This window comes from Halopseudomonas sp., from assembly GCF_036961105.1.
Taxonomy (GTDB): Bacteria; Pseudomonadota; Gammaproteobacteria; order Pseudomonadales; family Pseudomonadaceae; genus Halopseudomonas.
Window position 1 is genome coordinate 65,035 of the sequence record NZ_JBALWW010000006.1, and the last position, 14,644, is coordinate 79,678.

General features: G+C 60.3%; 10 protein-coding genes. 4 read left to right on the top strand and 6 right to left on the bottom strand.

Annotation, left to right across the window (positions count from 1 at the left end; genetic code table 11):
• Positions 1-174: 174 nt before the first annotated feature.
• The 4 genes from V7756_RS08525 to V7756_RS08540 all read left to right on the top strand — a co-directional run bounded on the left by V7756_RS08525 (position 175) and on the right by V7756_RS08540 (position 7,415).
• Entirely contained in the window at positions 175-1,278 is a 1,104-nt protein-coding gene (locus V7756_RS08525; protein WP_442908980.1) for a YCF48-related protein, read from the top strand.
• Between the two features lie 27 nt (positions 1,279-1,305).
• Entirely contained in the window at positions 1,306-3,681 is a 2,376-nt protein-coding gene (locus V7756_RS08530; protein WP_335609730.1) for an efflux RND transporter permease subunit, read from the top strand.
• A 329-nt stretch (positions 3,682-4,010) separates the two neighbouring features.
• A complete protein-coding gene (locus tag V7756_RS08535) occupies positions 4,011-5,042 on the top strand; it encodes a WD40/YVTN/BNR-like repeat-containing protein (protein ID WP_335609731.1) in 1,032 nt (343 codons plus the stop codon).
• A 21-nt stretch (positions 5,043-5,063) separates the two neighbouring features.
• Complete coding sequence (locus tag V7756_RS08540; protein WP_335609732.1) at positions 5,064-7,415, top strand: efflux RND transporter permease subunit; 2,352 nt, start codon at positions 5,064-5,066, stop codon at positions 7,413-7,415.
• Positions 7,416-7,725: 310 nt separating this feature from the next.
• On the opposite strand, the gene V7756_RS08545 is transcribed toward V7756_RS08540, so the two are convergent.
• From V7756_RS08545 to V7756_RS08570, 6 genes are read right to left on the bottom strand one after another with little or no spacing between them, the layout of a single operon-like run.
• The gene (locus V7756_RS08545) at positions 7,726-9,393 is read right to left on the bottom strand and encodes a BatD family protein (RefSeq protein WP_335609733.1); all 1,668 of its coding nucleotides are present in this window, start codon (positions 9,391-9,393) and stop codon (positions 7,726-7,728) included.
• Positions 9,390-11,243: a VWA domain-containing protein gene (locus V7756_RS08550; RefSeq protein ID WP_335609734.1), complete on the bottom strand. Its 1,854-nt coding sequence runs from the start codon at positions 11,241-11,243 to the stop codon at positions 9,390-9,392. Before V7756_RS08550 ends, V7756_RS08545 begins: the two co-directional genes overlap by 4 nt.
• Entirely contained in the window at positions 11,233-12,228 is a 996-nt protein-coding gene (locus V7756_RS08555; protein WP_335609735.1) for a vWA domain-containing protein, read from the bottom strand. Before V7756_RS08555 ends, V7756_RS08550 begins: the two co-directional genes overlap by 11 nt.
• A complete protein-coding gene (locus V7756_RS08560; protein ID WP_335609736.1) occupies positions 12,221-12,682 on the bottom strand; it encodes a DUF4381 family protein in 462 nt (153 codons plus the stop codon). The genes V7756_RS08555 and V7756_RS08560 overlap by 8 nt, the downstream gene beginning before the upstream one ends.
• The gene (locus V7756_RS08565; protein WP_335609737.1) at positions 12,679-13,629 is read right to left on the bottom strand and encodes a DUF58 domain-containing protein; all 951 of its coding nucleotides are present in this window, start codon (positions 13,627-13,629) and stop codon (positions 12,679-12,681) included. Before V7756_RS08565 ends, V7756_RS08560 begins: the two co-directional genes overlap by 4 nt.
• Positions 13,630-13,632: 3 nt before the next feature.
• The gene (locus V7756_RS08570; protein ID WP_335609738.1) at positions 13,633-14,592 is read right to left on the bottom strand and encodes an AAA family ATPase; all 960 of its coding nucleotides are present in this window, start codon (positions 14,590-14,592) and stop codon (positions 13,633-13,635) included.
• Between the last annotated feature and the right edge of the window lie 52 nt (positions 14,593-14,644).

The window sequence follows — 14,644 nt, forward strand, 5'->3', positions numbered from 1 at the left end:
TAATAAAAAATTACCAAGAGGTATTTGTGCGGTATCTAGTAGGCCTCTAATATGCCTTGTCCGCTGGAGCGATAGCTGAACCAGACTCTGTCTGTCAGCCTCCAGGCATGGCGACATCTGTTCATCGTTCCCTTGCGGAGCAGGGCACCTTATAAAAACAAAGAGGGGTGGTGTATGCGTAAGCCTGTCAATTGGCGCGCTCCATTCATGGTTCGTGCGAACCTGTTTCAAACGACCAGCAAGCAAAAATTTCCTGTTCGTTCAGTTCTCTCAACGTTAGCGCTCTCTGCCGCCGTTGCCGGTTTTGCCGCGCCTGGTGTGAGCCTGGCCGAGGCTGCCGAAGACATCAAACCCGCAATCGAATCCCAACTGGCCGCTTCCGAGCTGCTGCTGGACGCCACCATCGCTGGTGAGCGGCTGGTCGCTGTGGGCGCGCGCGGGCATATTGTCTATTCCGACGATCAGGGCAGCACCTGGCAGCAGGCTGCAGTGCCGGTACGCCAGTTGCTCACAGCCGTGTATTTTGTCGATGACAAGAACGGCTGGGCAGTGGGTCACGACTCGCTGATTCTGCATACCTCCGACAGTGGCGCCACCTGGGCCTTGCAGTACCGTGACCCGGAGCTGGACGAGCCTGTGGATCCCGAAGGTCCCAGCCTGCTTGAGCGTCCGCTGATGGACGTCTGGTTCCGCGACGCCAAGACCGGCTTTGCGGTCGGTGCCTATGGCATCTTCCTGCGCACCGATGATGGCGGCGAGACCTGGGAAGATCTTAGCGACGTGGTGGATAACCCTGATGGTTTCCATTACAACGCCCTGGCTGACATCAAGGGTTCAGGCCTCTTTCTTGCCGGCGAGATGGGTACCATGTACCGCTCTGCCGATTATGGCGATACCTGGGAAACCCTGACCGAGATGCCCTATGACGGTTCCTGGTTTGGCGCTTCCGGCACCACCCAGAACAACGAGGTGCTGGTCTGGGGGCTGCGCGGCAACATGTTCCGCTCCACCGATTTCGGTGACAGCTGGCAGCAGGTAGAGCTTGCTACGGGCGCCACGCTGCTTGGTGGTAGCGTTTCAGCCAATGGTGAGTTGGCGGTAGTAGGTGCCGGCGGCGTGGTGGTGGTCAGCCACGATGGCGGCCAGACATTCAGCGTCTCCACCCGTCCTGACCGCATAGCCCTGGCCTCGGCCAAGGTGCTGCCCAACGGTCGAATCTTGCTTGTAGGCCAGCACGGCGTTTCAACCGCCGCTGCGAACGGTCTCAAAGCCAACTGATAATAATTACAAGCCAGGAGAATGTGGATGTCCCGCGACGAGGAAAACGCGACTTTCATGGAACGGTTGGTATTCAACAACCGCCTGATCGTCGTAATGCTGTTCTCTATTATTACCGTGTTTCTCGGCTATCAGGCGCTGCAGGTTCGCCCCGATACCAGCTTCGGCAAGATGATACCGCTGGAACACCCCTATATTGTCAACATGCTCGAGCACCAGGATGACCTGGCCAACCTTGGCAACTCCATTCGTATTGCGGTGGCGATTGAAGATGGCGACATTTTCACCACGGAGTACATGGAAACCCTCAAGCAGATCAACGATGAGGTGTTCTTCCTGCCGGGGGTAGACCGTTCCAACCTGCGTTCGTTGTGGACACCCAACGTCCGCTGGACCGAAGTGACCGAGTACGGTTTCGACGGTGGCCCGGTAGCCAACCACCCCTCGTATCTGAATGAAGATGATCTGGACGAGCTGCGCGCCAATGTGCTCAAGTCCGGTGAAATCGGCCGTCTGGTTGCCAACAACTTCAAGTCGACCATCATTGAAGTGCCGTTGCAGGAGTTCTATCCGAACCCGGAAAACCAGAGCGAGCTGCTGCGTCTGGATTACAAGGATTTCTCGCACCAGCTGGAAGAGAAGATTCGTGACCGCTTCCAGTCCGAGAACCCCAACATCAAGATCCACATCGTCGGTTTCGCCAAGAAGGTGGGGGACCTGATTGATGGTCTGATGGGGGTTGTTGCCTTCTTTGGTATCGCCTTCCTGATTACCTTCGTACTGCTGTATCTGTTTACCTGGTGTATTCGCAGTACCGTTTCGGTATTGGTTACTACCGTCATCGCGGTTATCTGGCAGTTGGGTCTTATCAACCTGGTCGGCTTTGGTCTGGACCCGTATTCGATGCTGGTGCCTTTCCTGATCTTCGCCATCGGTATTTCCCACGGGGTACAGAAGATCAACGGTATTGCTCTGCAATCGGGTGAGGCTGACAACGCCCTGACCGCTGCGCGCCGTACTTTCCGACAGCTGTTCCTGCCGGGCATGATCGCGATTCTGGCGGACGCCGTGGGCTTTATCACGCTGCTGGTCATGGATATTGGCGTGATTCACGAGCTGGCCATCGGTGCCTCCATCGGTGTCGGCGTGATTGTCTTCACCAACCTGATCATGCTGCCGGTAACCATTTCCTACCTGGGTATCAGCAAGAAGGCGATCGAGCGCAGCAAGCGCGACGCGGTACGCGAACATCCGTTCTGGCGCGCCATGTCCTATGTGGCTCATCCCAATGTAGCACCTTGGCTGGTGGTCACAGCGGTGGTGGTGGGTGTGGGTTGCTTCATCTATCAGGAGCGCAACATCAAGATTGGTGACCTGGATGCCGGTGCACCCGAGCTGCGCCCCGACTCGCGCTACAACCTGGATAACGATTTCATTATCCAGAACTACTCGACCAGCTCCGACATTCTGGTGGTGATGGTCAAGACGCCGCCAGAGAAGTGCTCTGCCTACGAAACCATGGAAGCCATCGACCAGCTGCAGTGGAAGATGAACAACCTCGAAGGTGTGCAGTCGGCCGTCTCACTGGTGACCGTAGCCAAGCAGGTGCTGATGGGCAACAACGAGGGCAACCTCAAGTGGCAGGGCCTGTCGCGCAATCAGGACAACCTGAACAACGCTATCAGTCGTGCTCCGTCGGGCATGTTCAACGCCGCCTGTTCTCTGGCGCCGGTGATGATTTTCCTGGATGACCATAAAGCCGATACTCTGACCCGTGCTACCGATGCGGTTAAAGAGTTTGCTGCCGAGTACAACACCGATACCCTGGAGTTCAAGCTGGCTGCCGGTAATGCCGGTATCGAAGCGGCCACCAACGATGTTATCTCCAGCTCTGAGCTGCTGATTCTGGCGTTGGTATATATCTGGGTAGGTGTCATGTGCTTCATGACCTTCCGTTCCTTCCCGGCCACCATCTGTATCGTGTTGCCATTGGTGCTGACTTCAGTGCTGGGTAATGCCCTGATGGCCTTCCTGGGGATCGGCATGAAGGTGGCCACGCTTCCGGTAATCGCTCTGGGTGTGGGTGTGGGTGTGGATTACGGCATCTACATCTACAGTCGACTGGAGAGTTTCCTGCGGGCGGGCATGCCGCTGCAAGAAGCCTACTACGAGACCCTGCGCTCTACCGGTAAGGCAGTCCTGTTCACCGGTCTGTGTCTGGCAATCGGCGTGGCGACCTGGATCTTCTCGGCGATCAAGTTCCAGGCGGATATGGGTCTGATGCTGACCTTCATGTTCCTGGTCAACATGATTGGTGCCATGCTGCTGTTGCCGGCACTGGCGCGGTTCTTGATCAACCCTGAGAAAATTCGTCAAACCAAGGGCAGCAAGCTGAGTCACTGATAACAGCGTGCTGTAGAAAAACCCGCCTTGATCGGCGGGTTTTTTTATGCGCAAGAAATACCGATTGACGAGAAGTTGTTACGTCATATTGCGGCGAAAATCGTCGAACTGTTATCAATATGCTGATTAACAAAAGATAACCGCGAGCCGTTGGCGAGCAGGGTGCCTCCTCGTTAGTATTGTTGATTCCGTCTCAGTTGGCGGGTTTCTGACAACAATAAGGGGAATGGCGTATGCGTGAGCGCAACGAAGAGCGCACTCAATCTGCAGACCAGACAGTTTGCCCGAATCGAGGTCCGAACCTCCGTAACTCATACACCGGCCAGCCCATGCTGCGCGCTGTTGGTCTGGCCGCAGCTCTGCTGATGGCGCCAGCTGCCATGGCGCAGCAAGCCGAGCCTATTGCCGAAGCGCCCAAGCCGGCCATCATGTCCGATCTGGCCAGTTCCACGCTGCTGCTTGATCTGGTGACCGCTGGCGATCGGCTGGTCGCGGTAGGCAGTCGCGGTCATATTCTGTATTCCGATGACCAAGGCAAGAGTTGGGACCAGGCTGATGTGCCGGTCCGGCAGTTGCTGACTGCGGTCTATTTCGCGGATGCCAAACATGGCTGGGCAGTAGGCCACGATGCGGTGATTCTGCACAGCAGTGATGGCGGTGAGACCTGGCAAATGCAGTACCGCGATCCCACGCTGGATGAGCCTGCAGATCCTGAAGGTCCGGGCCTGCTTGAGCGACCGCTGATGGATGTGTGGTTCCGTGATCTGCAGACCGGCTTTGCGGTAGGCGCCTACGGCATCTTCCTGCGCACCGACGATGGTGGCGCCACTTGGCAGGACCGCAGCGACAGCATCGATAACGAATACGGCATGCACTACAACGCCATTGCCCCCGTTCATAACGCAGGTCTGTTCATGGTTGGCGAGATGGGCAGCATGTATCGCTCCTCCGACTATGGCGATACCTGGGAAACGCTCGAGACCTCACCTTATGACGGCACCTGGTTCGGCGTATCCGGTACTGGCCAGACCGGCGAAGTGGTGGTCTGGGGACTACGCGGCAACCTCTATCGCTCGGACAATTTCGGTCACAGCTGGCAGGTCGCTGAATTTACCAACCAGGCTCCCGAAGCCACTCTGCTGGGTGGCACTCTCTCCGCCGATGGCCACCTCGTGGTGGTGGGGTCGGGCGGCGTGGTACTGACCAGCGATGATCGGGGCGACAGCTTCGAGACGCACACACGGGCTGACCGTATTGCCCTGGCCACGGCCAAGCGCTTGCCCGATGGCGAGCTGCTTATGGTTGGCCAGCACGGGGTAGTCAAGGGAAGCGTTGAGGCCCCCATCGACTCACAACAATAAGTTTCTACCGGGAGAATCTGGATGTCGAAGCACCATCAGGAGACCGCGCCCATAGTGGAGCGGCTGATTTTCAATAATCGGATTGCAGTACTGCTGATCTTTGCCCTGCTCACCGTGTTTTTTGGCTATCAGGCGGCGCAGGTAAAGCCCGATACCAGTTTCGAGAAGATGATTCCTCTCAAACATCCTTACATCGTCAACATGATCGAGCACGAGAACGACCTGCCCAATCTGGGCAACTCGATCCGTATTGCGGTGGAGATAGAAGAAGGTGACATCTTCTCAACCGAATACATGGAGATGCTCAAGCGCATCAATGATGAGGTGTTTTTTCTGCCTGGCGTTGATCGCTCCAACCTGCGCTCGTTGTGGACGCCCAATGTGCGCTGGACCGAGGTAACCGAATACGGCTTTGACGGCGGGCCGGTGGCCAACCGGCCGTCCTACACGAGCGAGGAGGACCTGGAAGAGCTGCGCTCCAATGTGCTCAAATCCGGCGAGATCGGCCGGCTGGTGGCTAATAACTTCAAGTCGACCATCATCGACGTGCCGTTGCAGGAAGCCTATCCCAACCCCGAAAACCAGAGCGAGCTGATTCAGCTCGACTACGGCGATTTCTCCCGCCAGCTGGAAGAGAAAATTCGGCAGAAGTTCGAGGCTGAAAATCCCAATATCAAGGTGCACATTGTCGGCTTCGCCAAGAAAGTGGGTGATCTGATCGAAGGCATCATCAAGGTGGTGATGTTTTTTGCTGCCGCGCTGCTGATTACCTTCGTACTGCTGTTGATGTTTACCCGCTGTCTGAAGAGCTCGCTGACCACCCTGGTGTGTTCGGTCATTGCCGTGGTCTGGCAGCTGGGCTTGCTGCGTACCCTGGGCTTTGGTCTGGACCCGTATTCGATTCTGGTGCCCTTTCTGGTGTTTGCCATCGGTATTTCCCATGGCGTGCAGATCATCAACGGCATGGCCATCGAGTATCCCACCTCCCAGGGTAGTTACGATGCAGCGCGACGCGCCTTCCGGGCGCTCTACATCCCGGGCATAGTGGCGCTGATTTCCGATGCCGTTGGTTTTGTCACCTTGCTGCTGATCGAGATCGAGGTGATTCGTGAGCTGGGCATCGCTGCCTCCATCGGTGTGGGCGTGATCATCCTGACCAACCTGATGCTGCTGCCGATTCTGATGTCCTATATCGGCATCAGCAAGGGCGCGGTGGAGCGTAACCGTGAGCGCGCTGCACGGCCGCAGAAGACCTGGTTGGCGGTGGCGCGCTTTGCCCATAGCAAGGTGGCGCCAGTGTCCATTTTGCTGGCGATTGCGGCCTTTGCCTTTGGTATCTATCACGGCAAGAACGTGGCTATCGGCGACCTTGACCCTGGGGCGCCGGAGCTGCGGGCAGACTCGCGCTACAACCTCGACAACAAGTTCATCATCGACAATTATTCGACCAGCTCGGACATTCTGGTCGTCATGGTGAAAACACCGCCGGAGCAGTGTTCCGCTTACGAGACCATGGAAGCCATCGACCAACTGGAATGGAAGATGAACAACCTTGATGGCGTGCAGTCGGCGGTGTCACTGGTGACCGTGGCCAAACAGGTGATCATGGGCAACAACGAGGGCAACCTGAAATGGCAGGGGCTGTCGCGCAATCAGGACAACCTGAACAACGCCATCAGCCGCGCCCCCTCGGGTATGTTCAACTCCAGCTGCTCGCTGGCCCCGGTGATGGTCTTCCTGGATGATCACAAGGCTGAAACGCTGAGCCGGGCGACGGCGGCGGTGGAGGCCTTTGCCGAGGAGTACAACACCGACGAGCTGGAATTCAAGCTGGCAGCGGGTAATGCCGGTATCGAGGCGGCCACCAATGTGGTGATCGAGGCGTCGCAGACCAAGATGCTGCTGACCGTTTACGCGGTGGTAATCTTTATGTGCCTGGTGACCTTCCGCTCGATTCGCGCGGTGCTCTGCATCATCATCCCGCTGGCTCTTACCTCTGTGCTGGCGAATGCGCTGATGGCCTTCCTGGGGATTGGCGTCAAGGTGGCTACTCTGCCGGTAATTGCACTGGGTGTGGGTATCGGGGTGGATTACGGCATCTATATCTATAGCCGTCTGGAATCCTACCTGCGCCAGGGATTGCCGTTGGACGAGGCCTACTACGAAACCCTGAAGACCACCGGCAAGGCGGTAACCTTCACCGGCTTCACGCTGGCCATCGGCGTGGCGACCTGGATCTTCTCGGCGATCAAGTTCCAGGCCGACATGGGCATCCTGCTGACCTTCATGTTCCTCTGGAACATGTTCGGCGCGCTCTGGTTGCTGCCAGCCCTGGCCCGCTTCCTGATTCGGCCCGACAAGCTGCGTCAGTAAGCACAGCAACTGAACGATGAAGGCGCCTGCGGGCGCCTTTTTGTTGTGCGCCGCAAGAGTAGGGTGGATGGCCTAAGCCCTCCACCATGGTGGGCAAGCCTGCGGCGTTGCCCACCCTACGAAGCGGGACTAAATATAAGCCACCGCACGGACCCAGTTTCCCATCTGAGTGGGCGAGTAACGCAGCGAACCCGAAGGGCCGCTCAGCTGGGTGCCCTTGGCTCGCCAGCCAGGCGAAAAGCGCCAATGAGCAGCGCACGGAATACTGTTGCTGACGCTTGTCATCCGAGGTTGCTGGATTCGGAAACACCTAAACATCCGGATATAACGGCTGCATTCCCCCCTCACTCGCCTCGGCAGCCTCCCGCTGCCGCGACTGCGTAACCTGCCGCACCGCACGCCACAGCGGCTTGCCACGCCAGGCGTTGTCGTTCTGACCAAACAGGCAGGTGTTGAGGTCGTCCAGGGCATCGGCCAGCGTCGGATATTGCTGGCTGAGCGCGATCAGGTCGCTTTCCTGCTGCTTGGCCCAGTGTTCCAGGGCCTTGCGTGCTTCGGCCGGATGGTTCTGACGACAGGCAACTTGCAGGTCGGCCAGCGGATTGCCCTGGGCGTCGGTATCAAGATGGCTGACGTCCTCGTGCAATTCATCCTGGCTGTGCAACTGCGTGCGCAACTGGCGCAGCCGGTAGACAGTCGCAGCCAGGGCAGCGAGCAGCAGGGCGCATGCCAGTTGCCAGGGCCAGACCAGGGGGGCAGGCAGATCGTTGCGGATTCGTTCGTTGCCGTTGTTGCCGTTGCTGGCTGCCTGGCTGCCGAGAATATTCAGCTTGACCGCAGCCAGGCTGGCCTCTTCCAGGCTGTCGGTAGTGGTGTTCCACCAGGGTACGCTCACCGCCGGCACCGTCAGCTGTCCGGGGCTACGGGCTACCAGTGCGGAGCTTTCCTGACGCAGGCCAAGTATGCCGTTGACCGAAAGCTGGTTTTCCAGCTGCGGTTGATCGTTGTACTGGCGCAGTTCGTCAGCCTGCTGATCGCTCAAGCGGCCCAGCTCCGGCAGTTGGCTGGCGGTCAGACCATCTGCCTGGATGGAGAGGGTGCGGGTCAGGGGTTCACCGCGCAGCAGATCCTGGTCCGGGTCGGGTTGCCAGTTCTGGCTCAGGCGTACCTGTTTGGCCGGTAGCCAGAGCGCATCGGGGGGATAGTCGGCGGGGACAGGCCTTACCTGCAGCTGCAGGCTTGGCGAGCGCAACTGGACCATTCGCGCGCTGTGCGGACTCGCCGGGTCAGCGGGATTACGAGGTAGCTGGACAGTTGCGCTGAACAGCTGTGAGGGAATATCCAGCTCGCCGCTCTGCTGCGGAAAAATGGCATAACGCACTTCGATTACGCCGTGCAGCACGCCGTTGATAGTACGTTCGTAGTTGCGCGGGGCGCCAAGGCGTTCGATTCGGGTATTGGAGATATCCAGCCCGCTGAGGTCGGAATCATCGTACAGAGAGACAGAATGGTAGATGCGCAGGGTCAGTAGCACCTGCGCCTGGACGTAGGGCGTTTCGGTGTCCACCTCGCTGTCGATGAAAATGGGTGCCAGGGTGCCGGCTTCGTCGTCCTCGGCCTGTTGGGCGGTAAGCACGCGCAAGGTGATGGGCTCGCTGCTGTCGGGCCCCAGAAATAGCGGCGGTATGATCACGAAGCCGGTGCGCTTGGGCTCTAAGGCTACAACCCAGCGGTTGACCCATTGTTTACGCCCTTCGAGTTCGCTGAGCAGGCTGAGCTGATGGCTTTGCCTGACCTCGAAGTGTTCCTGCAGAGGAGTGAAGTCGGGTGGCCCGTATTTGCTGCCAGCGTTGCTTTCCAGGGTCAGTTCGAGACTTTCCCCCTCAATCAACTGGGTGCGGTCGACACTGGCCTGCATCGCAGCCTGGCAAAGGCCGCTGAGCATGAGCAGGCAAAGCGTGTACAGCAGTCGCATCATCGGGGACGTCCATCGGGTTGTTGCAGGTGTTGGTAGAGAAACTTGCGGCGCAGTAGCTCCGACGGGTTGTCGGGGATGCTGCGCAGCCATTGTTGCAGGGCTTGTTGTTGCTCGGCATTGTAGCGTCTGGCAATCGAAGTTGCGCTACCGCTGCCTGCGGTTGGCGGGCTGTCGAGCAGGTCTTCGGCCGGCGACTCCTGGCTTTCGGCTGGCGTATTCAGGCTGCCCTGAGGCGCTGCGGCGTCTGTCTCGGCGGCATCGCCGTCTTCATTTGTGCCGGCCGCTACCGTCTGGGGGGTGGCATTGGCGCTTTGCTGGGTTTCGCTTACAGGCGGCTGAATGGCCTGGATGGCCTCGTTGTGCTGACTGTCGGCGGTGGTCGCCGGCTCGGTGCTATCGGCGTCAGCGGTGGTTGCTGCACCGGCATCGCTGTCGCCTTTGGCACTCGTCTGCGTATCGTCCTCATCGCGCTGCTTCTCGAGTTCAGCCAGGTAGGCCTCTACCCGACGGCGATTGTGGCGCGCGGCAGTGTGTTCCGGCGCCCGAATCAAGGTTTGCTCGAAGGCATCAAGTGCGGGTTGATACTGGCCGTCCAGCGCCAGCGCGGTGCCCTGGGCAAAGTGGTATTCGGCGTTGTCTGGGGTGGCGCTCGCCAGCGCCCCATAGGCCTGACTGGCGGCGGCATAATCGCCAGCTTGCAGCAGGGACCAGGCGCGCCAGGGGGCGTTTTCAAAACGCGCTGCGGCGGCTGCCGGATCGCCTTCGGCAAGCAGCCTGGCGGCTTGCTGGTCCGGACGTTGCCACAGGTCCTGCCAATCCATTGCGGAAGCGGGAGGGGGTAGCCAGAGCGCGATAAGCAGTAACCCGAGCCAGCCGCGCCGGGCGCCAAACGCCGCCAGCGGCACCAGCAATAACAGCAACCAATGGCCCTGGTCCAGCCATTGACGCTGCTGTGTCTGCAGACTCTGCTCGTCGCTGGCAACGCCTGCCAGCAGATACTGGATGTCGTTGTCGTCCACGCTCAGATGGGCGTAGTTGCCGCCGTGGCGCCGGGCAAAATGGCTGAGCGCGCTCTCGTCCAGGCGCGGCAACAGGATGCGACCCTGCTCATCGCGCATGAAGCCGCCCTCGGCCAGGGGCACCGGGGCGCCATCGGCGGTGCCGATGCCTAGCACCTGCAGACGCTCGCCCAATTGCTCTGCGCTGGCGTCGGCCAGGCGCTGCTCGGTGTCATCCAGGCCATTGGTCAGCAGCAGGACCTGCGCGCTGTCCGGCGGCAAATCTCGCAGCAACTGATAGGCCAGGATCAACGCCTGATCGGCCTGCTGCCCACGCGCCGGCATGATATCGGGGTGTAGCACGCCCAGCAGATTTTTCAGGGTGTCGTGATCGCGGGTGAGTGGAGCCACCAGGTGGGCGCTGCCAGCGTAAGCGATCAGGCCGATTCGCCGCTCGGGAAAGGCGCGCATGATGTCCTCTATCTTGCGGCGACCCTGCTCCAGCCGGTTGGGTGCAAGGTCGGTGGAGAGCATGCTGCGCGACACCTGCAATACCACCACCAATGCGGCCTGGTCGCTGCGTTCAACACGGTCACTGGATTCCCAGGCGGGGCCGGCGAGGGTCAGTAATGCCAGTATCCAGCAGAGCGCCAGCAACAGGTAGCGCCCGGCATAGCGTCGCCCGCTTTGCTGCTGCAGCAGCACCTGGCGCAGATTGGCAGGCAGCAACGCTTCCCAGCCAGAGTATTTCTTCATGTGCCGGTAGAGATACCAGCACAGTAACAGGCTAGGCAGCACCGCCAGCAGCCACCAGGGACGGGTAAAACCGAATGGCAGCAGCTCAGGCGACATGCAGCTGTCTCCTTGCCTGCTGCACAGCCATGCCCAGACTGAGGAGCCAGGCGGCGCCCAACGGCCAGGGATAGAGCGGGATACTTTCATGACTCGGTCGGCCCGCCCGCAGACTCGGCTCCAGCTCATCCAGCTGGGCGTAGATGGCCTCCAGGCTGGCGCTGTCGCGCGCGCGGAAGTAAGTGCCGCCGGTAATCTCGGCTACCTCGCGCAGGGTGGTCTCATCCAGATCAATGGAAGGGTCGACCTCGCCGTTCAACAAGCCCAAAAGGCCTTCGTGTTGCTGGCTGTCTGCGCCCACGCCAATGGTGAATATCCGGATGCCCTGTTCGGCTGCGAGTTGCGCAGCCTGAATGGGCGCGATCTCGCCGGCGGTGTTGGCGCCATCGGTAATCAGCAGTAGCACACGGCTGGAAGCCGGTTGCTGGATCAGCCGCTTGATGCCCAGACCAATAGCGTCACCGATAGCGGTGTCGCGCCCGGTCAGCCCGATAAAGGATTCGTTCAGCCACTGCGCCACGCTGTCGAGATCGTAGGTCAGGGGGGCCTGTACATAAGCTTTGCTGCCAAACAGGATCAAACCCAGGCGATCGCCGCGACGTCGCTCGATAAAGGCGCCCAGCCAGTGTTTTACCAGGCCCAAACGATCCAGCGGCTGATCCTGCAACTGCATATCGCGGATTTCCATGCTGGCAGAGAGGTCTACTGCGATCATCATGTCGCGCCCGCTGATGCTGGGTGCGAGCGGGGCGCCCAACAATTGCGGCCGACTGACTGCGCAGACCAGTAGCAACCAGATCAGCAGCCAGGGCCAGCGGGTTCCGCGCCGTGCTTGCGGCCCGGCTGCCGGTTCCAGTTGGTGCAGGCGCCGCATGAAACTGATGTGCAGGGCACTCGCCGGCCGGCCGGCCGCGGGCAACAGCCAACGTAGCAGCCAGGGTAAGGGCAGCAAGGCAAAAGCGGCGGGCCAGTAAATTTCAAACATGGTTGTGCCGGATCCAGCGCAGCAGCTCACGCTGCAGAGCGAGCCGTTCCAGCGAACTCAGGGGTTCGCCTGGCTCGTAGAGCCCCTTGCCCAAAGGTTGCAATACTTTGGCCTGCGGATGTGGGTAGCTCTGGCAGAGATAGTCCACCCAGGCGGAGCCGAATAGTCGGGTGGCGTGCAGTTCACCACGGCTTTTCAGTTGCCGTTTCAACTGGGTGTTGAGCGCGGCCAGCCAGGCTTGGTCGGGCAGTTGATCCGGCACTTCCCAAATGATGCGTTGCGCACGCTGGCGGCGCCGCTGACGGCGGCGCAAGGCCAGCCAGAACAGCGGGATCGCAATCAGCAGCAGTACCAGAATCACGGCCAGCGCAATCCAGCCGGACGCCGGGGGCCACCAGGGAATTGGCGGCGGAGGGGCCGGCTGGATCAGCGCATCCTGCAAAGGGCTGCTCACCGCACGCCTCCGCGCGGATGGCCGGTCAGGGTGTCATGCAGTTGTTCGTGTGCGGCAAAGCGGGTATCCAGCGGAATCAGGCTGCAGCGTAGTCGGCGCGCCAGGCGCAGCCAGTTCTGCTGCTGTTGAATGAACTGCGCGGCGTAAGTCTCGCGTACCCCCGCTTGCAGGGTATCCAGAGTCAGGCGTTCGTCGCCCTGGATGAAATCCAGCGGACCGAATAGCGGCAGGCTGGTATCGAGCGGGTCGAACACCGGCAGCAGTACCAGGTCGTTGTGCCCGGCCAGAGGCACCAGCAGGCTCTGATTGAGACCGTCGATGGCGCTGTGGTCACAGATGAGATAGAGAATGCTGCCGGGACGAATGATTTCGCGGCTGTGGCGCAGCGCCAGATTCAGCGGCTCGGTGTCATCTTCGGGCTCCGGTTGCTGCCCCGGGGCCAGTTGCTGGTTGGCTTTGAGCAGCAGCTGCAGCAATTGCAGCAACGCCTTGCGGTCGCGCCTGGGCCGGACCTCGTGGCACACGCCGGGGCCAAAGACCATGCCGCCCACCCGATCATGATGCGATAGCGCGGTCCAGGCGATCAGGGCGCAGGTCTCGGCCGCCAACACCGATTTGAAGCAGCGCTGGCTGCCCAGAAACAGGCGGGGGCTCTGTTCGCCGATGACGAATACCGGCCGCTCGCGTTCCTCGTTGAAAACCTTGGTATGTACTTTCTGGGTGCGCGCGGTTACCCGCCAGTCGATGTTGCGGATGTCGTCACCCGGTTGATAGGCGCGCACCTGATCAAAGTCGACCCCACGTCCGCGCAGGCGCGAGCTCTGCTGCCCGCTTTGCCGCCCGCTGCGTACCGGCCGGCTGAACAGCGGCAATTCATGGCAGTGCCGGCGGGTGGCAAGCAGCGCATCGAGGCTGGTGTAGATGGCAGGGTCCAGACCGACGGACATGGATCAGACCACCGGGACCGAATCAATCAGCAGGTTGATCGCCTGATCGGTATCAATGCCGGCCGCTTCGGCCTCGAAGCTGAGCATGATGCGATGACGCAACACATCGTGCACTATGGCCTGTACATCCTCCGGGCTGACAAAGTCGCGCCCCGCCAACCAGGCGTGGGCCCGCGCGCAGCGGTCCAGGGCAATGGTGCCGCGCGGGCTTGCGCCCATGGTTAGCCATTCCGCCAGTTGCGGGTTGTACTGCTCGGCGCGGCGGGTAGCCATGATCAGCTGGATCAGGTACTCCTCCACCGCGTCGGCCATGAACATCTCGAGTACTTCCTGACGGGCGCCCAGAATGCTGGCCTGGCTGATCTTGCTGCGGATGGCGGGCTCTTCACCGCGCGCTTCGCCACGGGCCAGCTGGAGTATCTGGCGCTCCAGCGCGGCGTCGGGGAAGCCGATGCGTACATGCATGAGAAAGCGGTCGAGCTGCGCTTCGGGCAGGGGATAGGTGCCTTCCTGCTCGATCGGGTTCTGGGTCGCCATCACCATGAAGAGTTCTGGCAGGGGGTAGGTCTCGCGGCCAATACTGACCTGGCGCTCGGCCATGGCCTCAAGCAATGCCGACTGCACCTTGGCCGGCGCCCGGTTGATTTCGTCCGCCAGTACCAGATGATGGAAGATCGGCCCCTGCTGGAAGCTGAAGGTTGCAGTCTCCGGTCGATAGACCTCGGTGCCGGTGATGTCTGCCGGCAGCAGATCGGGGGTGAACTGAATCCGGTGGAAGTCTGCTTCGATGCCTTCAGACAGCGCCTTGATGGCCTTGGTCTTGGCCAGGCCAGGCGCGCCTTCGACCAGAACATGGCCGCCAGCCAGCAGGCTGATCAGCATGCGATCGATCAGATGTTCCTGGCCAAAGATGTGTTGCCCGAGGAAGGCTTTGAGCTGCAGCAGAGAATCCCGATGGGTCATTGGATTTTTTCGTGTCCTGTTCGTTGGGGCCGGCGTCAGTGTACGTCACTTT

What these genes read in the sequence shown, in the direction of transcription:
- V7756_RS08525 (WP_442908980.1), top strand. Translation starts at nt 175, where the DNA reads ATGCGTAAGCCTGTCAATTGGCGCGCTCCATTCATGGTTCGTGCGAAC.
- V7756_RS08530 (WP_335609730.1), top strand. Translation starts at nt 1,306, where the DNA reads ATGTCCCGCGACGAGGAAAACGCGACTTTCATGGAACGGTTGGTATTC.
- V7756_RS08535 (WP_335609731.1), top strand. Translation starts at nt 4,011, where the DNA reads ATGCTGCGCGCTGTTGGTCTGGCCGCAGCTCTGCTGATGGCGCCAGCT.
- V7756_RS08540 (WP_335609732.1), top strand. Translation starts at nt 5,064, where the DNA reads ATGTCGAAGCACCATCAGGAGACCGCGCCCATAGTGGAGCGGCTGATT.
- V7756_RS08545 (WP_335609733.1), bottom strand. Translation starts at nt 9,393, where the DNA reads ATGATGCGACTGCTGTACACGCTTTGCCTGCTCATGCTCAGCGGCCTT.
- V7756_RS08550 (WP_335609734.1), bottom strand. Translation starts at nt 11,243, where the DNA reads ATGTCGCCTGAGCTGCTGCCATTCGGTTTTACCCGTCCCTGGTGGCTG.
- V7756_RS08555 (WP_335609735.1), bottom strand. Translation starts at nt 12,228, where the DNA reads ATGTTTGAAATTTACTGGCCCGCCGCTTTTGCCTTGCTGCCCTTACCC.
- V7756_RS08565 (WP_335609737.1), bottom strand. Translation starts at nt 13,629, where the DNA reads ATGTCCGTCGGTCTGGACCCTGCCATCTACACCAGCCTCGATGCGCTG.
- V7756_RS08570 (WP_335609738.1), bottom strand. Translation starts at nt 14,592, where the DNA reads ATGACCCATCGGGATTCTCTGCTGCAGCTCAAAGCCTTCCTCGGGCAA.